The following is a 21,364-nucleotide window of genomic DNA, read 5'->3' on the forward strand; positions in this document are numbered from 1 at the left end:
GGGCCAATGAAAGTACTGATCGTCGGCCACGTAAAAACGGGAACGACGGCGCTTTACACGATTATCAAGGCGGCAATGCCTCAAGCTCACGGTGTGTTCGAGCCACGACACCTGGGCTTCGAGGCTGCGCACAGGCATCTGGTTACGAAGTACGTCCATCTTCCGACCTATAAGGGAGCCGCCGAGACCTATGACAAGCGCGTCGTTATCGTTCGGGACGGGTTTGATTCACTTATCAGTTGGTTGTTCTTCGCGCCTTCTTTGAAGCGCGGATTTTCCGATGATGAAAAAGTGCGCGATTATCTGCAGCAGATTGAGATGCTGCGCGCCGGACAGGCTGACTTCAAAGACCTGGATGCGCTCTTTCAACAAATATCAGGCCGCTCCGGCGCCGCACAGATTTCGCAGCAACAAAAGTTGCTCTGCACGATACACGACGACTTAGACGGCAATTGCCATCTCCTGCGCTACGAAGACTTGATCGCGGGCAGGCTGGAAAGCCTGGCCGACTATCTCGGGCTTGATCTGCAAGCCAACCACAAGCCACTTCCCTATCTCGGGGAACGCGTGGCGCGCAGCCGCAAGGCAGAGAACTGGAAGCGCTGCTTCTCGCGCCAGGATGTTCGGCACTTCGACCCTTACTACAACGAATTCCATAACCGCTATGGCTACAGCCTGTCGGCGGACGATCTTCTTTCCCGCGCCATCACCAAAACCGAGTCCAGTGACTTCGTCCTGGCGCGGATAAACGGATTCCGCAAAGCCAAACACCTTCCCCTGGTTGGGGAACGCCCAAACGGCTTTGCCGGTGGGGCCGCCTTTGAAAAGGCGCTCGTCGCTTTCAACCGGGAGGCCGACAAGAGCCGCGGCCTTGAGCACATACAAGAAGCAATCGCTGCTCAACCCGACATCGCTGGATACCATCTGCTTCACAGCCGCATTCTCGCGAACCAAAGACGATTGCCCGAAGCGCTCGCGGCGATGGACCGCGCGCTGCTGCTTTGCTCCTCGGAAAGCCGACCCGCGCTTTTGGCCGCGAAGGCAAAGCTGGCGGGTTGACGGGTTCGGGATAGAAACAAGGATCGGATTGGGGCGTCTGGACCTGCCTCAATCGGACCGGCTGCGCGCTTCCCAGGCATCTAGTACGCCTCGTGGCACCGCCTTGCGGGGGTCGAGTTGGGCTGCCTTGTCCGCGGCAGCCAACGCCTCTCGAGGGCGATCGACTTGGGCGAGACTGCGGGCATAGACGGCCCAGTGCGCCGCAGCGTCAGGGCTGAGTTCCAAGGCCTTCGAGGCGGCCTGTAACGCATCCCGGTGGCGACTACAGTGCAGCAACACCCGCGCATAGCCCTGCCAGTATGCGGAGTTGGCCGGAAATCGCCCCAGCAATTCCTCGCAGCACAACAGAGCCTCGTCAAAGGCTTGCTCCCGGATCAGGAGGAAGATCAACCGGCGCCAGGCGGCTTCCTTGTCTTCAAGCTTGGCAAGGTCCCTATGGAACGCCAGCTCGGCTGCCCTATCACTCCGCTCAACGGCAAGATCGCGCAACAAGGCGAGCAAGTCCGTACTTTTGGGAGAAAGGTTGAGCGCAGCCGTCGCCACCGCCTCGGCCGATGCCTTGCGGCCAAGCGCCAGCAAAATTCGCGCCTTGAGGCGATGATAGCCCGCAATTTCCGGTTCCTGCAGGATTGCCTCGTCGACGAACCCGACCGCCTCTTCCAGGTTCTCCTCTCGCATCAGCGCAAGAAAGGCCCGCTCGTAATCTCTCGTGCCGGCGAAGCGGCGACTGCCGGGACTATAGGGCGGCAACGCATTCTCCTGGCGAAAGCGGTTGACGACCTTGGTCACATAAGCGCCGGTTTCGTCCCACGAGGCAGATCGCGAAGCACCCGAACAAGGTTCCAAGCGGTACCCATAGTGATCATGGAAGCCTTCAAACGCTTCGGAGAACTTCAGAAAGTCGCGCTGTGAAAAGTACCGTGGCCAATTTTGAATCGATGTGGTGCGTTTAATATAATCTGACCAGCCGACCGCTGGGCCGGCTGCGCCGACCGGGCGCTCAAGAAACTGCGTCAGGGAATCGTACTGACCGGCCATGATGTCTTCGTAGCGCGCGACCAGATATTTCGATTTGGAAAGGCTGGCCTGAATATGCAACAGCTTGTCGGAGATATCGCGCAGGTAGGCCAATTGATCGACTTCGCTGATGTCGCTCAACAGGTCGCATAGGTCCGTCACGTCGGCCTTGCCCGCGCGGAGCTTGTCGATGCAGGCCAAGTACCTGTCGACCGCGGCGTTATCGGTAAAGCCATGGCAGATCGACGGGGCAAAGAACAAAGCGCTGATCAGGAAGTCGAAGCGATTGCGGACCGCCAGGATCACCCTATCGAAATTCTCTGCGCCGCCGTCATAAGTGAACAGCCGCAGAAACTTGCAAACAAGGCGCTTATTTCTTTGCGCAAGGTCGCCCAAGGTTATCGGTTCAAAGGCATGCAGGGCAGCGGGAAAACTACCGCAAACAGCATCGAACAATGCCGTTGTCCCGGATTTCGGCGTCCCAAGGATGAGAATCTTCATCCAGCCCCCCTCGGCACGGCAATACTATTGCTCGCACCTTCAAGCGCGCCGCTCTTCGGCGGTTCTTTGCGCTTAACCTATGGATACAGCATCATGGAAGCACAGCCCTCTGGCGGTGGCAACCGCTTGTACCCGCCGGCTCGCTTCAAAATAACGCGATAAGAAAAAAGAAAACGCGGCCCGGAGAAAGCCGCGTTCTTAACCTGCTACCCTTGTACAAGCGAGATCAGTTCAGCTTGGATCCCAGGCCCGCAATGCTGTCATCGACCAGCTTGCCCGCATCCTTGTCGGTTAGCTTGCTTTCGACCAGCTTGGCAGTCGCAGCGATAGCCAGATCAACTGCTTGGTCCCTGACTTCACGCAGCGCATGCTGTTCGGCCTGCGCAATTTTATCGAGGGCCTGCTGCTCGCGACGCACCAGTTGCTCCTTGAGGTCGGCCTCGGCTTTCTTCGCGAGACGCTGGGCTTCCTGCTTGGCGTGATCGACGATCTGCTCGGCCTCGGCCAGAGCATCGCGCTGTTTGCGCTTGTAGTCGGCCAACAGCGCTTGCGCTTCCTCACGCAAGCTACGGGCCTCATCGAGCTCGTTACGAATCTTCTCGGAGCGCTGATCAAGCGAATCCAGGAGCGGACGCATACCTTTCCAGACCGCCAGGCCAATAAAGATGACCAGCGCGGCTGCAACCCAGAATTCCGGAGAGCTAAACATCTCTACCTTCCTCTATCGACCCGACGCGGCAGGCATCAACCCTGCACCGCGGCAACGGCCTTCTCAGCGTCCTTTGCCGTCACACTCTTGCCCAACAAACGCTCGGTCGCTGCCATCGACGCTTCAACCGCAACGGTCTGAAGTTCGGACAGCGCTTCTGCTTTGGCGCGGGCAATCCGGTCCTCGGCTTCCTTCGTCTGCGCGTTCAGTTTAGCGCCAAAGTCGGCATGTCGCTTGGCGCTATCCGCCTGGACCTTGTCCGCCGCCTTCTTAAGCTCGGCCTGCGCCTCACCCCGCGCTTTGGCCACGGCCGCCTCATATTCCTCGAGAACGGCTTCGGCGCTTCTCTTCAGCTCTTCAGCCTTGCGCAGATCGTCTTCAACCTTCGCCTGGCGCTCTTCCAACACCTCGCCGATCCTGGGGATCGCGACTTTGGATAGCAGCAGGTAAAGACCCACGAAAACGATGGTGAGCCAGAAAATCTGGCTGGCAAACCACTCAGGATTAAATTGCGGCATCACGCACTCCTGACAACGAGAACGTCGAACGGCATTGCGTCAACAGCCCTGCGGCGGCTCAACCGGCGACGTTCGATTTGAAACGTCGGGCGAGCCCGCCGGGCCATCAGCGCCACCGATCAAACGACGAAGAGAGCGATCAGAGCAACGATCAACGCGAAGAGCGCGATAGCTTCCGTAACGGCAAAGCCGATCCAGATGTTTGCGCCGATCTCTTCCTTCGAAGCGGGGTTGCGCGCAATGGCCTGCATGTAGCTGGCCCACACGTTGCCCACACCGATACCGGCGCCGATCATGCCGATAGCGGCGAGTCCCGCACCGATTACTTTAGCTGCTTCTACTTCCATGGTCCCTACTCCTTGCCTGGCAGGCGGAACAGTTAAACACGAAGGGCATTTGCCCCCAAGTGACGATACTCAACAACGATCATTAGTGTAGATGGATCGCGTCATGCAGATAGATGCAGGTCAAAATCGTAAAGACATAGGCCTGCAACACTGCAACCAGGACTTCCAAGGCGGTGATGCCGACGAGAACCGCCAGCGGCACGACACCGAAGAAACCCATCATAATCACGAAGCCGGCCATGACCTTCAGCAGCGTGTGCCCCACCAACATGTTGGCGAAGAGACGCACTGAAAGACTGATCGGCCGCGATAAATAGGAAACCAGCTCGATCGGCACCAGAATGACGGCGGTCCAAAGCGGCGCACCTTCAGGAAAGAAGAGCCGCAGGAAATGCGCGCCATGACGGACAATGCCGATGACCGTCACCGCTACAAAGATGACCGACGCCAGGGCGAAGTTCACGATCAGGTGGCTGGTAAAGGTAAAAGAACCCGGGATCAGACCCTGCACATTACCGATCAGCAGGAACATGAATAGGGTAAAGATAAAGGGAAAGTACTTGCGACCTTCCGAGCCAACATTGTCGCGCACCATATTGGCGACGACCTGGTAAAGCATTTCCGCCACCGATTGCCAGCGGCCGGGCACCAAAGCGCGGCCGCGCATGGACAGAATCAGCAGAGCGCTGGAAATCAGCGCTGCGATCACCATCCACATGGAGGAATTGGTGAAGGAGAGATTCAGTCCCCCGACATGAATCGGCACCAGGGAAACAATCTCAAACTGGTGAATTGGATCGATGCCGCCGCCTTCAACTGCCACGAGACACCCTCACCTTCTCTCGTCGCCCCCGACCCGCATTTCGCGCTCTTCGCGAATTCGCCGGTCGTAGTCTCTGGCGACCCTGATAACATTCATAAAGGCAGCACCTGATCCCAAGATGAAGAAAACGATCAACATCCAAGGCGTACTGCCCCACCACTGGTCGAGTCCGATACCGATCCCGACCCCGACGGCCAGCGAGACGATCATTTCGACGACGATGCGGAACCCCACACCCATGCCGCGCGAATTAAGCCGTCCGCCCGCACCTGCGCCACGAGTCCGGCCTTCCAGCCGTTCCTTGGCACTTTGCAGCCGCGAATCAAATGACGTACGCGACTGACTTTCTTTGGGCTGCTTCCCCATCCACTCCTTCGAGCGGCCTTGCGACCCTTCGGAAAGGATTGCCGCCCCCGCCTCTGACAGACACCAAACTAGCACCTGCCAATCGCCTCATCAAAGGCGCGCGAACCTTACGGAGAGGCCTACCCCCTGTCAAGACCCAAAGGCCGCCACTCAGAACTGCCCGAAAATGGCTGAAATCCGGGCAAAAACCACCAAAAAAGCCGACTGCGACATGACAGCCCAAGAGCCCTTTTCAAGCTCACGCAGTTTCGCGCAGCGCCTCTGCTGCCTCAAGATCAACGGACACAAACTGAGACACACCACGTTCGGCCATTGTGACACCAAACAGACGATCCACGCGAGCCATTGTCATACGGTGGTGGGTGACGACGAGAAAGCGCGTCTCGGTCTGCTCCGCCAACTCCGCAACAAGGGAGCAGAATCGATCCACATTCGCATCGTCCAAAGGCGCGTCCACCTCGTCCAGAACACAGATTGGCGCCGGATTCGTGAGGAAGCAGGCGAACAACAACGACAAAGCCGTCAAGGCCTGCTCGCCGCCGGAAAGCAGGGACATGACCTGCAAACGTTTACCCGGAGGGCTTGCCATGATCTCCAAGCCTGCTTCCAAGGGGTCATCGGCCTCCGTCAGGGCGAGATGCGCTCGCCCGCCGCCGAACAAGCGCACGAAGAGTTCCTGGAAATGCTCATTGACCTGCTCGAACGCCTTGAGGAGGCGTGCCCGACCCTCCTTGTTGAGACTTGAGATACCCTGGCGCAACCTGCCGATGGCGGCGATCAGGTCATCCCGTTCGTTCTGCATCCCCTCAATCTGCTCCTGCAGCTCGGCGGCTTCCGATTCGGCCCGCAGGTTTACCGGGCCGATGTTCTCGCGCTCCCTTTGCAAACGCTGCAGGCGACTTTCGATCTCGTGACGGGGCGGCAACTCCTGACCTGGGTCAAATTCGGCCACTTCCAGCAGCGATTCGACACGCGCCTCCAAGCGCTCTTCAACCCGCAGTTCCAGGGTCTTTACCGTGGCCTGCGCCTGTTCGAGCAATCCTTCGGCACGAACTCGGTCTTCCCGGGCCGTTCCCAGATCGGCCTCCGCCGCCTTCACGCCGCGGTCCGCCTCGGCCTGAGCCGACTCGCCCAACGCCAACGCGTCCGCGGCCTCGCGTCGGCCCTGTTCGGCGACCTCTATCTTCTCCACCAACAGCCCGCGGCGCTCCGCCAACCCTTCCGGTCGGGTTTGCAGCCTCGCCAATTCGGCCTCGCCCTTCTGGCGACGTTCGCTCAACTCGGCCAAGTGCCGGGCCGCCGCCTCGGTCCTATCAATCCAGCCCTTGCGCTCGCTTTCGATGGATTGCAGTCGGTAGCGACGCTGCCCAGCCTCTGCCGTCAGACGGTTCAGAGTCGCCAAAGCCTCGCTTTGCCGGGCCCGGCGCTCCGCCAGGTCCGCACGCAAATCGCTCGCCCGCGCCCGCTCGGCGGCTAAATCCGGCAGCTCCTTGTGATCCGACCGAGCCATCGAGAGAGCCTGGCTGGTTTCTTCCTGCTCAGCCAGCAATCGTGCCTGCTGCTCTTCTAGGTTGGCCAGGCGAGCCGCCAGAGCCGAGGCTTGCTGAGCCAACCGATTCTCCGCCTGCCGGGCTTCGCCGACCTGCCGGAAGGCGGCGCGTTGCTCTTCCCTCAGCTCTTTCTCCTTCTCAACCACGGCTGCGACTTTCGCGCCGGCTGCCTTGAACCGCTGCTCCGCGGTCGTGACAGTCTGAAGGGCCACCTCGATCTCCCCGCGCACTTCACCAAGCCGATTGCGTTGCTGCAGGCGTTGCGCGGCCGTCGTGGGCGCACCCTGTCGCAACGTGTAGCCATCCCAGCGCCAGAGATCGCCATCGCGAGTCACCAACCGCTGGCCTGGCTGGAGTGCCGATTGAAGGCGTCGGCCGGTTGCCTTATCCGCAACCACGCCGATCTGCGACAACGCCCGGGTCAAGGCCTTTGGGCCCTTCACCCGGCCGGATAGAGGTTCGGCACCCTGCGGCAAGGCAGGCGGCCTATCCAATGGCGGCAATTCAAGCCAATGCGCGGGTGCCGCCTCGTCGCCAGAGGCGTCAAGCTCGTCGCCCAGCGCCACGCCCAGCGCCATCTCAAATCCGGCCGCGACCTTGACGGTGTGGATCAAGGGCGCCCAGATATCGCCTTCATCCGGTTCAACCAAAGCTGCCAGCGCGGCGGCCTCGGCCTCGCGCTTTTCCAGATCACGGCGCAGGGTCTCGAAAGCCTCCCGCTCCTTGGTTTCCGAAGCACGCACTTCCAGTGCTTCCACCTCGATCCGTTCAACCATTTTCTCCAGGTCCGCAAGGCGCCGCTCCGCCGTCTCGCGTGCTTGCACCGCCGCCGCCAAGGCGCCCTCTGGCAGGGTGTCCGCAGCGACCCTTTCGCGCTGCGCCTCGGTCTCCTCGCGTTGCCGGGTTAGTCTTGCCAACCGAGTTGCCAGTTCGTCGATCCTACGCTCCAGCGCTCCCGCACGCTCGGCATCGGCGGCGATCCGCTGATTGAGCGCACCCAACTTTTCTTCCGTTTCCGCTGCCTCGACGGTGACTTTCTCCAAGTGTTCGCGGGCCGCCTTCTCTGCCTCGGCCTCGCCGGAGGAAGCGTCTTGAAGTGCTGTAACTTCCAGATCCAGGCGCTGCTGCGCCTCGGCTGCGTCCGCCGTGACAGCCTGCGCCCTCTGGGAATCCTGATCCAACTGCTCCAGACGCTCTCGCGCCGCTTGCACCGCCTCGGCCAGTTGCTGCTCCTCGCGCTGCAGGCTGTCACGCTCCAGTACCAAGCGCTGCAGTGCCGCAGCGGCTTCCGCCTCGGCCTGACGAAGCAACGGCAGCTTGGACGCGATATCGGCTTGAAGACTGCTACGGCGGGCAGCTTCCTCGGTGAGGCTTACAACACGCTCGCGAGCCGCCTCCAAGCGCTCCTCAGCCCGCCCCAGTTCCGCGGTCGCCGCCTCCGCGTCCAAATGCAGCAACAGCGCTTCGGTGCGGCGCAACTGCTCGGCGATGTTGCGATATCGGCTGGCTTGGCGAACCTGCTTCTTCAGCCCGGCAAGCTGGGCTTCCAGAGCGCCAATCACATCATCGAGACGCTCCAGATTGGTTTCGGCGGCGCGCAGTCGAAGCTCTGCTTCGTGACGGCGCGAATGCAACCCGGTGATCCCCGCCGCCTCTTCGAGCAGAATACGCCGATCCGTGGCTTTGGAGGAAATGATGGCACTGACACGGCCCTGGCTAACCATTGCCGTCGAATGAGCACCGGTGGCTAGGTCTGCGAAAAGCAGTTGCACGTCGCGCGCGCGTACCTCCTTGCCATTAACCCTGTAGTTGGAGCCGGAATTGCGCTGAATGCGCCGCACGATTTCCAGTTCGGTGCTGTCGTTGAACTGCGGCGGAGCGCTGCGATCGCTATTGTCGATGGTCAGGGCGACCTCGGCCAAATTGCGTGCCGGGCGGCTTGACGTACCGGCGAAGATCATGTCGTCCATTTCGCCGCCGCGCATCCGCTTGGCGGAAGTCTCGCCCATGACCCAGCGCAGAGCCTCGACCAGGTTCGATTTTCCACAGCCGTTCGGACCGACGACACCAGTCATTCCTGGCTCGATCACGACCTCCGTCGGATCGACGAAGGATTTGAAACCGGAAAGGCGCAGCTTGGTGAAATGCACCCTGATCCTTCTCCTGTCTCTAGCCTCGTTGCCGCTTCATCCCGCTTCTCCCGTAAGGTGCGGTCGCTGCTTCACCAAGAACGCCAGAGACAATGAGACGCCGCCGGGACGGGCGGCATCCCCTCCTCAGGTTTTGGGCGCAACGCCTTCCAGGATTTTCTCGAGATCCTCAAATGACCGACCCCCGCGATAGACCTCACCGCCGATGACGAAACTCGGTGTCGCCTCGATCTTATAGGTCTCCTGTGCATGCTTGAGTTTTTCAAGGATCCGATTTAACTGCGCTTCGTCCTGCAGACAGGCGTCGAAACGCTCGCGGCTCATGCCGCCGATTTTCGCCAGGGACGCCAGTTCTTCCAAGGGATTCTCCGCCCGAGACCACCGCGCCTGCTGTTGGTAAAGCATGTCGACAAACGCGAAATAAGCTCTGTCACCATCGAAACAGTGGGCAATCATCGCTCCGGTCAAAGCGACCCGGTCCAGCGGATAATCGCGGTACACCAAACGCGCCCGGCCGTCCTTGATCCAACTATCCTTGAGCGGTGGCAGCGTATCAGAATGGAACCTGGCGCAGTGCGGACAGGTCAGTGACGCGTACTCAATGATCGTGACCGGCGCAGCAGGGTCGCCCAAAATACGATCATCCTCGAAAACCTGCTCTTCCGCCCGTGCCGGATTCGGCATCAAGAAGGCACCACCACCCACCGCGAGGGTCGCCAGTGCCGCCGTTCCCAACATGATCTGCCGTCTTTTCATCGTTCACCTACCATATATTGTGGATGCTATTCCGGTTCAGGAGATTCCTCAAGACGAGTCTTATCCACAGGAATTCCCCTCTTAAAGAGGGAATGGGGCAGGTTTGCGGCAGGTTTGCAACTTAACTCTTCGCGAGGTCACCGCCGCGCGAGCAGTTGGCGGCCCAAGCGTTCCAGCGACGCCCGTAACTCGGGATTCTCCACCTCCGAAAGAAGAGCCTGCAGCTTTTGCTCCTCCACAGGCGTCAACGGCCTGGATGCTTTCGCCTTTTCCCAGGGGTCTGGATTGCCTCTACCCTCGGATTTCGAGCGCTGTCCCGGTAAAGGGCCTGTCTGAAGGCGGAGCTTAGCAACCGCACCGTAACCGAAATACCCGTTGATCCGCTCTAGCACGACATCTTGACTATGGCTCAGTTCCGCTGCCCAGGCGCCGGATTCCACCCGCAGGGTCAAGACAGCATCGCGACGAATCTCCCGGTCCGGAAACCGCAGAGACACCGGCAAGCAATGGCGCGCGGTTTCCTCACCGACAATGCTGGGCCAATCGGTCAGGAAAGCCGCAAAGGCGCGGCCTTTACTGCCCAATGCCTTTCGGGCGATGCCCGCTCCCGCCGCACCAAGGCTGCGCCAGCCGCCGCCGCGTCGCTTCGATAATCCGCTGTTTCCGAACTTTTCGGTCACCCTTGGCCTTTCCCTGGAACCGCGCCGCCCCCATTATTGCCAGCGACATGGAAAGCGCCACAAGCAATACCACAATGACCAAGAACAACCGGGATCTTCCTGGTGCGCTGCTGGCTTGGTACAACCGTCATGCCCGACGCCTGCCCTGGCGTGCGCCGCCGGGCGCGAAACCGGATCCTTACCGGGTCTGGCTAAGCGAGATCATGCTTCAGCAAACCACTGTTGTTACCGTTGGTCCCTACTTCGAGCGTTTCGTCGCGCGCTGGCCAAGTGTTCAGGCGTTGGCCGCCAGCCCCCTAGAGGAGATTCTGACCGAATGGGCCGGGCTCGGTTACTACGCCCGTGCGCGCAACTTGCACCGGGCGGCGCAGATGGTCACCGACAAGTTCGATGGACGTTTCCCCGACGACGAAGCCGGTCTCAAATCACTGCCCGGCATCGGCGACTATACCGCTGCCGCCATCGCGGCCATTGCCTTTGATCGCCCGGCGGCGGTCCTGGATGGGAATATCGAGCGCGTCACTTCCCGACTCTATGCGATCACGGAGCCCTTGCCAGGCGTCAAGCCGGTATTGCGCCGTCTCGTCGCCGAGATCACCCCCCGGCAAAGACCAGGTGATTTCGCCCAGGCCATGATGGACCTTGGCGCGATGGTCTGTCAGCCGGCGCGACCGCGGTGCCTGCTCTGCCCCCTTGTCCGGTTTTGCGAAGGAAGCGCCCAGGGAATTGCCGCCGAGCTACCACGAAAGGCCGCGAAGAAGGCACGACCGACACGCCATGGCATCGCCTTTTGGATCACCGACGAGCAAGGCCGCGTACTCCTACGCAAACGCCCGGAAAAAGGCCTGCTGGGATCGATGACGGAAATTCCCTCAACAGATTGGCGGGAAGACAAGCCCAGTCAGAATGCAGCGGCAAACGCCGCCCCCTTGGCTCTGGACTGGAGCCCCTTGCAAGGTCGGGTAAGGCACGTCTTCACCCACTTCAGCCTGGAGCTGGAAATCTGGAGCGCTGACGTGGAAGGGTCGGCGGCGCCGGAAGGCACCTTCTGGTGCCGCCTCGACGATCTCGGCAATCAAGCGTTACCCAGCCTGATGCGCAAGATCGTCAAGCACGTGCTGACGGCAAAGTAACTGCCGGATCGTTCAGTTCAACTCCGCGCGCAGCTTGTCGCGCAAAACATCGATGGGGACACGCTTGCCTTCGGCATTGAGGCACCAGAACTGCCAGCCATTGCAGGCTGGGGCGCCCTGGACGTGTGCTCCAACCTGATGGATGGAGCCTGAAAAACCTTCGGTCACCAGAGTGCCGTCGGAGCGAACCTTGGCCCGGTAGCGTCCGTTGTAACTGACCAGCGTGGTCCCGGCCTCCAGCAACCCCCGTTCGACCAACCAGCCAAAGGGAACGCGTTTCTGCTCTCGTTTTTCGGTGATCTGGAGCGATTCCGGATCGCCCGGTTGAACACGCGATATGCGCTTCCGGGCCACGGCCGCATATTTCTCCTCGCGTTCGATGCCGACCCAGCGACGACCGAGCTTTCGGGCCACCGCGCCGGTGGTTCCACTGCCAAAGAAGGGGTCGAGCACCACCTCTCCAGGCTTGGTCGAGGCCAGCAGGCAGCGATGCAACAATGCCTCAGGCTTTTGCGTGGAGTGCGCCTTCTTGCCCTCGCTGTCGCGCAAACGCTCCTGGCCGCCGCAGATCGGGATGAACCAGTCACTGCGCATTTGCAGATCCTCGTTCAGCGCCTTCATGGAGCGGTAGTTGAAGGTGTAATTGGCCTCCTGATCCTTGGAGGCCCAGATCAAGGTTTCATGCGCATTGGTGAAACGGCGGCCTCGAAAATTCGGCATCGGATTGGATTTGCGCCAAATCACATCGTTTAAAATCCAGAAGCCCAGATCCTGAAGCCCCGCACCGACCCTGAAAATATTGTGATAACTCCCGATTACCCAAAGCGTGCCATCGGGCTTCAACAGCCTTCTGGCCTGGCGCAACCAGGCATTGGTGAAATGGTCGTAGGCTGCGAAATCGTCGAAACGATCCCAAGAGTCCTCGACACCATCGACGCGGCTGTTGTTCGGCCGCGTCAGTTCTCCCCCGAGCTGCAGATTGTATGGCGGATCGGCAAAGATCATATCGACTGAGCCTGCTGGCAGGCCCTTCATGATCTCAACACAGTCGCCTACGAGAACTTCGCCCAGGGGCATGCTGCCCTGCACAGACATGCCCATAAATTCCCCGTTGTTGTCTCTGTTGTTCGCTTGAGGAGGAATCTTCACTGATGCGGGATTCTACGTCAAGAGTCTTTCTGACTCAGTGAGTTATGGAAAGACTCTCAAAAACCGGTCGAAAAGAACGGCGATGTGCCAAGGTTGCGCCCTTGGATTTTAACGCTGCTAGATGGTCCGCCGTGCCATAGCCGCGATTGCGTTCCCAGCCATAACCCGGGAACTGCTCCGCCAAACGATCCATCTCCAGATCGCGCGTTACCTTCGCGACAATCGAGGCCGCGGCAATGGAGAGGCTTCGACTGTCGCCTTTGACCACGGTATCGGCGGGAGATCCCATTTCCGGCGGCAAGCGGTTCCCGTCGATCAGTAAAGCCGCAGGTCTGCATGGCAGGGAGGCAACCGCGCGGCGCATCGCCAGAAACGTGGCCTGGAGTATGTTAATGCGATCAATTTCCTCGACAGATGCCTGCCCGACCCCGACGCAGGCATTCCCTTGGAGAAATTGGTTCAAGCTTTCCCGCTTGCTGGGGCTCAACTTCTTGCTGTCATTCAACTGGGCAAGGAGCCGTGGGTCGAGCACCGCGATATCCAGAATGACCGCGGCGGCCACAACCGGTCCGGCCAAAGGCCCGCGTCCAGCTTCATCCACACCCGCCACTGGCGACAGGCCGCGTTCGATCCAAACCTCTTCGAGACGATAATCGGGCATCAGAAGGGAATTGGGGGCAGCCCGCTAGCGGCGTCCTTCGCTCGGGCCTCGTCATCCAGGTTGTCGTATTTCGGGTCATCGTCACGGTCTTCCGATTTAACGGAAGAATTCCAGCCGAACAGCGCAGAGAGCCGCGCGACCAGCTTCAATATTTCGCTACGCTCTGGCTGCAGGATCAGGCGAAACAACTCGCGGCCCGACGAAACGCCAGCCAGGGAGTAGCGCAGTGTTCGGCGCGCCACCACCATCCAAGCCGGAGAAAAAACGAGACTGAGCACCGTAACCGCCACGATCAGGCGATAGGTTTCGTCGCCCAAAAGTCCAAAGGCCAAGGCCAGAGCCCCGAGCACGAAAGCAAATTCGCCTATCTGACCGAGCAGAGCACCCGGCACCACCGCGCACTCCCAGGATTCTCCCAGCAGACGCAGGAAAGCGATGTTGGCCGCCGTCTTGACGAGCAAGACCAGCAGTACGAGCAGGCAGACCAACAGCAGATTGTCGACGATGAAATCAAGATCGATCAGCAAGCCGATCGACAGGAAGAAAACCATGACCAGGATGGATTGCACGGGCAGGATGCTTTGCTGCATCTCGTGGCTGGAGCGTGAGTTGCCGATAACGAGCCCCGCCAAGAAAGCGCCATAGGCCGTGGAAAGACCAATCAGTCCTGAAATCGCGGCGGCGGCAAAGCAAAAGGTGATGCCGCCCAAGACCCTCAGATCCGGGTTCTTGGTAATAATCGCACTGAAAGGCAGTTGCACCGGGCCGCGACGCAAAAGAACGAACACCAGCACCGCCATGATGCCCAGAGCCAGAATCAGCTTTCCGGCAATGCCCCAACCAAGCCCATCGCCGCTACCGAACGCGGCGATCACCAGCATCATGGGGACCACCGCCAGATCCTGGGCGATCAGGACACCAACGGCGATCTGCCCGCTGCGTTCCTCAAGGTCACCGAGATCCTCAAGCATTTTGATTGCAACTGCCGTCGAGGAGAGCGAGAGGACGAAGGCCAACACAAGCGTCTCCGGCGTATCCCATCCGAGGATAAAGCCCACAAGAAACGCCGCCGCAAGGCCCAGCGTCAGTTGCAATCCGAAGGTTCCAAAGGCAATTCGCCACAACTGGCTGAAGGTCTTGAGCGAAAGCTCCATGCCGACCAGAAACAGCAACAGGATAACCCCCAATTCGGCCATGAACTGGATCAGTTCCCGGTTTTCAACCAGTCCCAGCGCCGAAGGGCCCATCACAAGCCCCGCCAGAATGTAACCGACAGCGGCAGGCTGCTTGATCCTGGCCAGCAATACCCCGCATGCCAAAGCGATCACCACGACGATCGCAAGGCCGGTCAGATGTCCAAGTGCGGCGCCATGGTCCATCGCAGCGCCAGCAGCATCAACCGCATTGGCCGCAGCTTGTTCGCCGGTAATGGTAGGCGTGATCCCCGATTCACTCATGGCCACAGCCTAGCATGGCCCGTCGCATCCATTGAACCGGATTTACGCAGAGAAAGGTAAAAGGCGCCGCCTTGGGTCAGTGCATCCGAGATCCGTTGGGTACTGGCTTGTCGGCAGCCAGCAATACCACTGCGCCATTCTCGTCAGCCAGTCCCAGCACAAGTACCTCGCTCATGAACTTGCCGATCTGCTTAGCCGGGAAATTAACGACGCCCAGAACCTGTCGGCCCGGCAGCTCCTCGGGCTTGTAATGCACCGTAATCTGGGCGCTCGTCTTGCGTTCGCCAATCTCAGGGCCGAAGTCAATCCACAACTTGATCGCCGGCTTTCGGGCCTCGGGATAGGGCTCGGTCCGTAGTATCGTCCCCACACGAATATCCACCTTGAGAAAATCGTCGAAGCCGATCAGTTTATCCTCGTCGTTCATCGCAGCTGTCCCTGACGTTCTTGGGTTTGCTCGCCAGCCTTAGACAAAGCTTCGGCATTGCTCAAGAAAAAGGCGGCCCCTCGCGGCAACCGCCTTTCTCGTCGCTTGCAATCCGAGCGGGCTTAGAGTTGGGCGAGAACCGCCTCGGCGCTCGACACTTCAAAAGCGCCCGGCGCCTCTTCGACCGCTATCCAGGTCACCACGCCCTTGTCGGCGATCAAGGCAAAACGACGGCAGCGAACTCCGAGACCCGCGACCGACAGATCGGCCTCCAGCCCCAGAGCCTTGGTGAATGCCGCCAAACCGTCGGCCAAGGTTTCGACTTTGCCTTCCGCCGCTTGTGATTCGGCCCAGGCTTTCATCACGAAGGCATCGTTGACGGAAAGGCAGACAATCTTATCAACGCCCTTGGCCTTCAAGGCATCGTACTGTGCGACAAAGCCCGGCAAATGCTTAGCCGAGCAGGTCGGTGTGTAGGCCCCCGGCAGACCAAACAATGCAACTTTTCCACCGGCGAATAGCTCGCCGGTCGAGACATCTTCCAAGCCATTGGCGCCCAGATGCTTAACCGTAACGTCCGGGATCGCGTCACCTACCTTGATCATCCTAAGTTCCCCTCTCTACAAAACGCTAAAACTGAAAACGACTGGTCGCTGCCCTTTGGAGGCGCACCCATCTATAAACAGGCCACACCAAGTTTAGGTCCAGGACCACCAAAAGGTACAGACCGGTCAACACTCATCCGCCCCGCGCCTGGCGCAACCCTTCAAGCACGGCATCATCGGTCAAAAGCTCGGGCAAGGGTATCCCCTGCGGCGCAGCGGGTCCGTAAACCACGTTAAATGGAATCCCGTAACGCCCAAAGGACTCTAGAAAGGCCGCTATCTTTTCGTCCGGATTGGTCCAGTCGGCCTGCAAGGCAACAACACCCTCCGCCCGCAAGGCATCCAGAACCGGAGATCTTCCCAGCACCAGGGTCTTGTTAACTTGACAGGTGATACACCAATCAGCCGTCACATCGACGAAAACAACCTTCTTGTCAGCCACCAGTTCGGCGATTTCCACCTGCTTGAAATCACCCCAGAGATCGTCGGCTGCTACAGCCTCCCGACCCCCGGGCCTGGGCATCATGGCACTGACCATTACCACCAGAAGAGCAAGCGCCGCCACGCTTGGCAGCGCGAGGCCCCGACGCAAACGGCCCGCGCGTGATCGCCAGATTACAAAACCGATCAGCAGCAACAGGATTCCTACAATCGCCGCCGCATAGAGATCGATCTGCGCTGCCATCACCGAAAGCAGCCACAAGGCAGTACCGGCCAGCGCAAACCCGAGAAGTCGCCGCAGTGTGATCATCCAGGGCCCCGGCTTGGGCAGACGCGTAGCAAGTCGTGGAAGCGCCGCGACAAGCAAATAAGGTAACGCCAGGCCGACGCCCAATGCTGCGAAGATCAGAAGAATCTCGGCCGGTCCTCGGGCCAGCGCGAAGCCCACGGCAGTGCCCAGGAATGGCGCCGAACAGGGTGTCGCCAGCAAGGTCGCAAAGGCTCCCGTCATGAAGTGGCCGACGACCCCCTCATGCCGTGCCCCGGCCGCCACCTTGCCCATAGAGGATGGGAGGGGAATTTCAAAGAACCCGAAGAGATTGCAGGCAAAGAGCGTAAGCAGGAACGCCATGACTGCGAGGAAAATCGGCTGCTGAAACTGGATGCCCCAGCCGACGGCCAAGCCCGCCTGTTTCAACCCAATGGCCAGAAATGCCAGCAACAAGAAAGAGGTCACGATGCCAGCCGAGGACGCCAGAAAACCCATGCGTACGGCGCGTGTTTCCCGACCGCTTTGCTTCGCCACCGATAAGAGCTTGATGGAAAGGACCGGCAAGACGCAGGGCATCACATTGAGAATCAAACCGCCGAGCAGAGCCATGCCGAGAATGGTCCAGAGCCCAAAAGATGCAAATTCGGTCGTGGGCGCCGCCAATACGCCCGACACCTCCGTGCCCGCGCCAAAGCGCGCCAACCAGCTTCGTTCCAGTCCCCGGTCTCCATCCATTACCGTCAAAGTGAGTCGTTTACCGTCCAGAACACCTTCGGCGAGACTGCCTTTTCCAACAGTCACCTTTATCAGAGCCTGGCGGTCTGCATCACTGAGCGTCACCTCAGGCTTGCCATAGAAAAACCCCGGCGGGCCTTCGACGAGCAGATCGGGTCGCTCCAATGGTTGGTCGGAACGCAGCGTCGCCTCGATGATCGGCGCATTGAGGGTCCCGGCCAAGGCAAGGGTCTCCAAGGTGAGCCCGTCAGATTCTGACCCCGGCACCTGACTTTCGTATTGCTTGATCAGCAGATTATCCAAAACCTCCCCACCGTCACCCGACGGAAGGGTCAAATCCAATACCGCACTCTGCGGGACGCAAATTTCCGAGCAGGTGAGATAGTCGACGCTGCCAACCAACTGCGTTGCCTGACCGGGGTTCTGTAAGGTGACGGTCAAGGGAAAGATTACTTCATCGCCATACCCGAAGGTCTGTAACCCAAAGAGCTCGAATCTATGAGGCAGCGGCCAAGCCATCTCAACGGCGGCGACATTGTTCGAACCGCTCCAATCAACCTGCGGCGGATAGCCCGCATCACCCGGTGATCGCCAGTAGATCTTCCATCCGGGCTGCATCTCGAAGTGAAGGCCGGCGGCGAAGTCGCCCGTATCGCCAACGCTGTCGACACCCGTGATCAGCCGTACCCGACCCTGCTCGTTGGCGGCCCAGGGGCTGCTGGCCGCTTGGGGATTCCCGGCGAACAGCATAACCAAAAGCCCCGAGAAGAGGGCTGACATCCAAAAGGAGCCCGATAATAAGCTGCGCATTGCCGTGGTAGTCACTTTGCTTCCTTGACGCTAAACTATGGCTGGTCAGTGTTATGTAACAACACGCCCTGCGCTGTCAGGTCACTTTTTTGCGTGTTGCGCCGGAAGGATGGAGAATTATCTAGGTAAAAGACAGTGACGGATCGACGCGCATGACGGACCAGCAAGAAAACCAAAAGACGGACAAAGCCCAAGGCAATTCAAAGAACACCGGTTTGACCGGTCAACTTTTGATTGCCATGCCCGGCATGTCCGACCCGCGTTTCAATCGCAGTGTCGTCTACATTTGCGCCCACAACGCCGACGGGGCCATGGGCCTTGTGATCAACAAGGCGGTCGATGAACTGACCTTCGATGATCTGCTGGAGCAATTCGAGATCGAGAATCAAGCGGCATCCGACGCGATTTCCATCCACTTCGGCGGTCCGGTCGAGACGCGAAGAGGGTTTGTGCTGCATAGCCCGGATTATCTAAGAGAAGGTTCGCTACAGGTGGACGAACACGTAGCCCTGACCGCCACCGTCCAGATACTCCAGGATATTGCCGCTGGAGCCGGCCCGCGCTTCAAACTCTTGGCTTTGGGATATTCAGGCTGGGGGCCGGGCCAGCTTGATGCGGAGATACAACAGAACGCCTGGTTAAATGTAGCTGCCGACGACGCCTTGGTTTTCGGGCCGGACATTGCCGCCAAATGGGAGTCGGCGATCCGGAAACTTGGCGTTGAACCCTCGATGCTATCCGGTAGCGCCGGACACGCTTGACCTAATCACGATTCCGCTGGAAGGACTCGCCAGACGACGGCGTTTCGCAGGTCGCTGTCTTCAAGCTCGCGCGTGGTTTGAACGGCATAGGTGTTCACACGCTCCAAGCCGGTTTTTGGCAAATAACTTCGCCCCGGGTCGCCGAGAAGCACCACGGCTCCAGCGCTCGCCAGCGCCTGAAGCCAAGCGAAGAAGCGGGCTGCGGGCGCTTGTTCATAGCAGATGTCGCCGGCAAGAACGACCGCCCAGGCCGGGTCGATCCGCCCGACCAGGTCATCGGAAATAACGGTGAGCCCGACGTCATTGGCGGCGGCATTCAACGTGATGGCCGCCAAGGCAAAGGGATCAATGTCATTGGCCGTTACGTGACGAGCCCCCGCCATGCATGCGGCTATGGCAACCACGCCGGACCCGGAAGCGAAATCCAAAACATTACGTCCCTTGACGATCTCCGGATGGTCGAGAATGTGGCGGGCCAAGCCCTGCCCGCCGGCCCAGGCAAAAGCCCAGAACGGTGGCGGCACGCCCTCGGCCTCCAAAGCTATCTCGCTTGCCTGCCACAGAGGCAGCACTTCGCTGGCAAGGTGCAGGCGCAATTCGGGCAAGAGTGCGGGGGCTTCTAGAATGGTGTTGGCAAGAACGAAGGCGCGGGGAGCCTGTGCGCTCATGCTGCTACGACGGGCGACAGCATGATGCCCAGCCACAGGATGAGTCCGAAATAACGGTTCGATTTGAACCGCAGCAGGCAGTTGTCGGGATTGTCGATATCGAGCGTCCAGACCTGCCAACCGGCCTGCAAGGCGACGCCCACCACCGCCAGCCAGAAAGGCCAGCCCAGACCGGTCAGGCCGCCCGCCACCGCCATCAACAGTACCGCGACAGCATAAAATCCAGCGACCCAGGGCCGTGTCCGGTCACCCAGCTTCAAGGCCGAGGACTTGATTCCCACCAGCACATCATCCTCGCGGTCCTGGTGCGCGTAGATGGTGTCATAGCCAAGGGTCCAGGCAAGGCTGCCCAAATAGAGGACCACCGGCGGCCAAGCCAGGCTGTCGGTTACCGCCGCCCAGCCCATCAGGGCACCCCAATTGAAAGTGAGGCCGAGAAATGCCTGCGGCCAGTAGGTCACCCGTTTCATCAAGGGATAGGCGACGATCAAGGCAATCGAAGAAACACCCAGCAAGATCGCGGTGGCAGTCAACTGCAACAGGATAAGCAAGCCCAGCAGCAGTAGGATGCCCAGGAAAAACAGGGCTTGGCGCGGTGTGACCTGCCCGCTGGGCAAGGGACGCAAGGCCGTCCGAGCCACCTTGCCATCAAGATCGCGATCCCAAAGGTCGTTGATGACGCAGCCCGCGCCGCGCATCACGACGGCACCCACGCCAAAAAGCAACAGCAGCCAGACGTCGGGCGGGCGCGCCTCCTGCGCCGTCGCTAGCGACAGACTCCAAGCCCCCGGCCAAAAAAGCAACCAAGCGCCGATCGGACGATCGAAACGGGTCAGGCGCAAATAAGGATGAAACATGCGCGGCAAAACCCGGAAAGACCAGTGATCGCCAACGATGTCACTTGCACTGCTTGAAGGGTTGGGCACACTCATGGCCTAATCTCTAACCCCGAAGCGGGGTCTAAGGAAAGTCGCGCGACCATGTCCAGCGAAAAGATTGCAACCAGATTGTACATCGAGCAAGACCTGCGGGCGGGCGCAACCATCGGCCTTGATCATTCCCAGGCTCATTTCTTGCGCAGCGTACTGCGATTAGAGGCTGGTGTTAGTCTGGGCGTTTTCAATGGACGGGACGGCGAGTGGCGCGCAGAGATAGAGGCGATTGGCAAGGGATGGGTGTCCTTGTTGGTCCACGAACAGCGCCGGCCCCAAGAACGAAGCCAGGATCTCTGGTTGGTGTTTGCGCCGGTAAAGCGCGCGCGAATCGATTTCATCGCCGAGAAGGCAACCGAGTTGGGCGTTTCCCGACTCCAGCCCGTGTTGACCCGTTATACCGATGTCTCCCGCGTCAATTGCGATCGCTTGGCCGCCACCACGAAAGAAGCAGCGGAACAATGCGAGCGCCTGGACCTGCCCGATGTAAGGGAGCCGATTACATTGCCGCGCTTGCTGGAGACCTGGCCCAGCGAGCGGCGGCTCTTATTGTGCGCCGAAGCCGGCGATGCCACACCCATAACCGAAGCGCTGCAAAAGATCGCTGGGGCGCCTGGGCCTCTCGCAGCCATGACGGGACCGGAGGGCGGCTTTGCGCCAACTGAACTTGACGCGCTGATGCAACTCCCATTTGTTACTCCTGTAAGTCTCGGGCCGCGCATTCTTAGGGCCGATACGGCGGCGCTTGCCGCGTTGACCTGTTGTCAATCGATGCTGGGCGACTGGAAACGTCGACCCGCATTTCGGACGTGAGGTTGATGCCTGAGACCGCATAACC

Annotated in this window: 21 protein-coding genes; 4 read left to right on the plus strand and 17 right to left on the minus strand. The window is 59.9% G+C overall.

All coding sequences use genetic code 11. The annotated features are described in order from the left end of the window. Window positions 1-6: 6 nt before the first annotated feature. Window positions 7-1,059: a sulfotransferase family protein gene (locus FHR98_RS11115; protein WP_183416774.1), complete on the plus strand. Its 1,053-nt coding sequence runs from the start codon at window positions 7-9 to the stop codon at window positions 1,057-1,059. A 48-nt stretch (window positions 1,060-1,107) separates the two neighbouring features. Here FHR98_RS11115 and FHR98_RS11120 read toward each other — a convergent pair whose 3' ends face one another. From FHR98_RS11120 to FHR98_RS11160, 9 genes are all read right to left on the minus strand, one after another. Continuing rightward, window positions 1,108-2,577 (minus strand): tetratricopeptide repeat protein, encoded by a 1,470-nt coding sequence (locus FHR98_RS11120; RefSeq protein WP_183416775.1) that lies wholly within the window; start codon window positions 2,575-2,577, stop codon window positions 1,108-1,110. Window positions 2,578-2,803: 226 nt separating this feature from the next. Continuing rightward, a complete protein-coding gene (locus FHR98_RS11125) occupies window positions 2,804-3,286 on the minus strand; it encodes a F0F1 ATP synthase subunit B family protein (protein ID WP_183416776.1) in 483 nt (160 codons plus the stop codon). Between the two features lie 35 nt (window positions 3,287-3,321). Next, a complete protein-coding gene (locus tag FHR98_RS11130; RefSeq protein ID WP_183416777.1) occupies window positions 3,322-3,804 on the minus strand; it encodes a F0F1 ATP synthase subunit B family protein in 483 nt (160 codons plus the stop codon). Window positions 3,805-3,923: 119 nt separating this feature from the next. Next, window positions 3,924-4,151 (minus strand): F0F1 ATP synthase subunit C, encoded by a 228-nt coding sequence (locus tag FHR98_RS11135; RefSeq protein ID WP_183416778.1) that lies wholly within the window; start codon window positions 4,149-4,151, stop codon window positions 3,924-3,926. 82 nt (window positions 4,152-4,233) lie between these two features. Then, window positions 4,234-4,953, minus strand: a complete 720-nt coding sequence (locus FHR98_RS11140) for a F0F1 ATP synthase subunit A (RefSeq protein WP_354504578.1) — start codon at window positions 4,951-4,953, stop codon at window positions 4,234-4,236. Between the two features lie 30 nt (window positions 4,954-4,983). Then, the gene (locus tag FHR98_RS16795) at window positions 4,984-5,415 is read right to left on the minus strand and encodes an AtpZ/AtpI family protein (protein WP_183416779.1); all 432 of its coding nucleotides are present in this window, start codon (window positions 5,413-5,415) and stop codon (window positions 4,984-4,986) included. Between the two features lie 163 nt (window positions 5,416-5,578). Continuing rightward, entirely contained in the window at window positions 5,579-9,040 is a 3,462-nt protein-coding gene (locus FHR98_RS11150) for a chromosome segregation SMC family protein (protein ID WP_183416780.1), read from the minus strand. A gap of 126 nt (window positions 9,041-9,166) precedes the next feature. Further along, the gene (locus FHR98_RS11155) at window positions 9,167-9,796 is read right to left on the minus strand and encodes a DsbA family protein (protein WP_183416781.1); all 630 of its coding nucleotides are present in this window, start codon (window positions 9,794-9,796) and stop codon (window positions 9,167-9,169) included. 137 nt (window positions 9,797-9,933) lie between these two features. Further along, window positions 9,934-10,476, minus strand: coding sequence for a DUF721 domain-containing protein (locus FHR98_RS11160; protein ID WP_183416782.1), 543 nt, complete (start codon window positions 10,474-10,476; stop codon window positions 9,934-9,936). A gap of 74 nt (window positions 10,477-10,550) precedes the next feature. On the opposite strand from FHR98_RS11160, the gene mutY reads away from it, so the two are divergent. Beyond that, window positions 10,551-11,609, plus strand: coding sequence for an A/G-specific adenine glycosylase (gene mutY, locus FHR98_RS11165; protein ID WP_183416783.1), 1,059 nt, complete (start codon window positions 10,551-10,553; stop codon window positions 11,607-11,609). Between the two features lie 12 nt (window positions 11,610-11,621). On the opposite strand, the gene FHR98_RS11170 is transcribed toward mutY, so the two are convergent. The 6 genes from FHR98_RS11170 to FHR98_RS11195 all read right to left on the minus strand — a co-directional run bounded on the left by FHR98_RS11170 (window position 11,622) and on the right by FHR98_RS11195 (window position 18,180). Further along, window positions 11,622-12,704, minus strand: a complete 1,083-nt coding sequence (locus FHR98_RS11170) for a site-specific DNA-methyltransferase (RefSeq protein ID WP_246377749.1) — start codon at window positions 12,702-12,704, stop codon at window positions 11,622-11,624. An 88-nt stretch (window positions 12,705-12,792) separates the two neighbouring features. Then, window positions 12,793-13,419, minus strand: a complete 627-nt coding sequence (rnhB, locus tag FHR98_RS11175; RefSeq protein ID WP_183416784.1) for a ribonuclease HII — start codon at window positions 13,417-13,419, stop codon at window positions 12,793-12,795. Continuing rightward, window positions 13,419-14,876, minus strand: coding sequence for a cation:proton antiporter (locus FHR98_RS11180; protein ID WP_183416785.1), 1,458 nt, complete (start codon window positions 14,874-14,876; stop codon window positions 13,419-13,421). The genes rnhB and FHR98_RS11180 overlap by 1 nt, the downstream gene beginning before the upstream one ends. Window positions 14,877-14,952: 76 nt before the next feature. Continuing rightward, window positions 14,953-15,303, minus strand: a complete 351-nt coding sequence (locus FHR98_RS11185; protein WP_183416786.1) for a tRNA-binding protein — start codon at window positions 15,301-15,303, stop codon at window positions 14,953-14,955. Between the two features lie 122 nt (window positions 15,304-15,425). After that, on the minus strand, window positions 15,426-15,908 hold the full coding sequence (locus FHR98_RS11190; protein ID WP_183416787.1) for a peroxiredoxin: 483 nt from the start codon (window positions 15,906-15,908) through the stop codon (window positions 15,426-15,428). Between the two features lie 133 nt (window positions 15,909-16,041). Continuing rightward, complete coding sequence (locus FHR98_RS11195) at window positions 16,042-18,180, minus strand: protein-disulfide reductase DsbD family protein (protein WP_221205860.1); 2,139 nt, start codon at window positions 18,178-18,180, stop codon at window positions 16,042-16,044. A 137-nt stretch (window positions 18,181-18,317) separates the two neighbouring features. Here FHR98_RS11195 and FHR98_RS11200 point away from each other — a divergent pair, with 137 nt between their 5' ends. After that, window positions 18,318-18,926 (plus strand): YqgE/AlgH family protein, encoded by a 609-nt coding sequence (locus FHR98_RS11200; RefSeq protein ID WP_183416788.1) that lies wholly within the window; start codon window positions 18,318-18,320, stop codon window positions 18,924-18,926. Window positions 18,927-18,931: 5 nt separating this feature from the next. Here the strand turns inward: FHR98_RS11200 and FHR98_RS11205 are convergent, their stop codons facing one another. Both FHR98_RS11205 and ubiA read right to left on the minus strand, forming a co-directional pair. Next, window positions 18,932-19,594 (minus strand): class I SAM-dependent methyltransferase, encoded by a 663-nt coding sequence (locus tag FHR98_RS11205; protein ID WP_183416789.1) that lies wholly within the window; start codon window positions 19,592-19,594, stop codon window positions 18,932-18,934. Beyond that, complete coding sequence (ubiA, locus tag FHR98_RS11210) at window positions 19,591-20,526, minus strand: 4-hydroxybenzoate octaprenyltransferase (protein WP_183416790.1); 936 nt, start codon at window positions 20,524-20,526, stop codon at window positions 19,591-19,593. The genes FHR98_RS11205 and ubiA overlap by 4 nt, the downstream gene beginning before the upstream one ends. Before the next feature lie 48 nt (window positions 20,527-20,574). Here ubiA and FHR98_RS11215 point away from each other — a divergent pair, with 48 nt between their 5' ends. Then, window positions 20,575-21,339: a 16S rRNA (uracil(1498)-N(3))-methyltransferase gene (locus FHR98_RS11215; RefSeq protein WP_183416791.1), complete on the plus strand. Its 765-nt coding sequence runs from the start codon at window positions 20,575-20,577 to the stop codon at window positions 21,337-21,339. The last annotated feature ends 25 nt before the right edge of the window (window positions 21,340-21,364 follow it).

It is taken from the genome of Limibacillus halophilus, from assembly GCF_014191775.1.
Taxonomy (GTDB): Bacteria; Pseudomonadota; Alphaproteobacteria; order Kiloniellales; family CECT-8803; genus Limibacillus; species Limibacillus halophilus.

What these genes read in the sequence shown, in the direction of transcription:
- FHR98_RS11115 (WP_183416774.1), top strand. Translation starts at nt 7, where the DNA reads ATGAAAGTACTGATCGTCGGCCACGTAAAAACGGGAACGACGGCGCTT.
- FHR98_RS11120 (WP_183416775.1), bottom strand. Translation starts at nt 2,577, where the DNA reads ATGAAGATTCTCATCCTTGGGACGCCGAAATCCGGGACAACGGCATTG.
- FHR98_RS11125 (WP_183416776.1), bottom strand. Translation starts at nt 3,286, where the DNA reads ATGTTTAGCTCTCCGGAATTCTGGGTTGCAGCCGCGCTGGTCATCTTT.
- FHR98_RS11130 (WP_183416777.1), bottom strand. Translation starts at nt 3,804, where the DNA reads ATGCCGCAATTTAATCCTGAGTGGTTTGCCAGCCAGATTTTCTGGCTC.
- FHR98_RS11135 (WP_183416778.1), bottom strand. Translation starts at nt 4,151, where the DNA reads ATGGAAGTAGAAGCAGCTAAAGTAATCGGTGCGGGACTCGCCGCTATC.
- FHR98_RS11155 (WP_183416781.1), bottom strand. Translation starts at nt 9,796, where the DNA reads ATGAAAAGACGGCAGATCATGTTGGGAACGGCGGCACTGGCGACCCTC.
- mutY (WP_183416783.1), top strand. Translation starts at nt 10,551, where the DNA reads ATGACCAAGAACAACCGGGATCTTCCTGGTGCGCTGCTGGCTTGGTAC.
- FHR98_RS11170 (WP_246377749.1), bottom strand. Translation starts at nt 12,704, where the DNA reads ATGTCTGTGCAGGGCAGCATGCCCCTGGGCGAAGTTCTCGTAGGCGAC.
- rnhB (WP_183416784.1), bottom strand. Translation starts at nt 13,419, where the DNA reads ATGCCCGATTATCGTCTCGAAGAGGTTTGGATCGAACGCGGCCTGTCG.
- FHR98_RS11180 (WP_183416785.1), bottom strand. Translation starts at nt 14,876, where the DNA reads ATGAGTGAATCGGGGATCACGCCTACCATTACCGGCGAACAAGCTGCG.
- FHR98_RS11185 (WP_183416786.1), bottom strand. Translation starts at nt 15,303, where the DNA reads ATGAACGACGAGGATAAACTGATCGGCTTCGACGATTTTCTCAAGGTG.
- FHR98_RS11190 (WP_183416787.1), bottom strand. Translation starts at nt 15,908, where the DNA reads ATGATCAAGGTAGGTGACGCGATCCCGGACGTTACGGTTAAGCATCTG.
- FHR98_RS11200 (WP_183416788.1), top strand. Translation starts at nt 18,318, where the DNA reads ATGACGGACCAGCAAGAAAACCAAAAGACGGACAAAGCCCAAGGCAAT.
- FHR98_RS11205 (WP_183416789.1), bottom strand. Translation starts at nt 19,594, where the DNA reads ATGAGCGCACAGGCTCCCCGCGCCTTCGTTCTTGCCAACACCATTCTA.
- ubiA (WP_183416790.1), bottom strand. Translation starts at nt 20,526, where the DNA reads ATGAGTGTGCCCAACCCTTCAAGCAGTGCAAGTGACATCGTTGGCGAT.
- FHR98_RS11215 (WP_183416791.1), top strand. Translation starts at nt 20,575, where the DNA reads ATGTCCAGCGAAAAGATTGCAACCAGATTGTACATCGAGCAAGACCTG.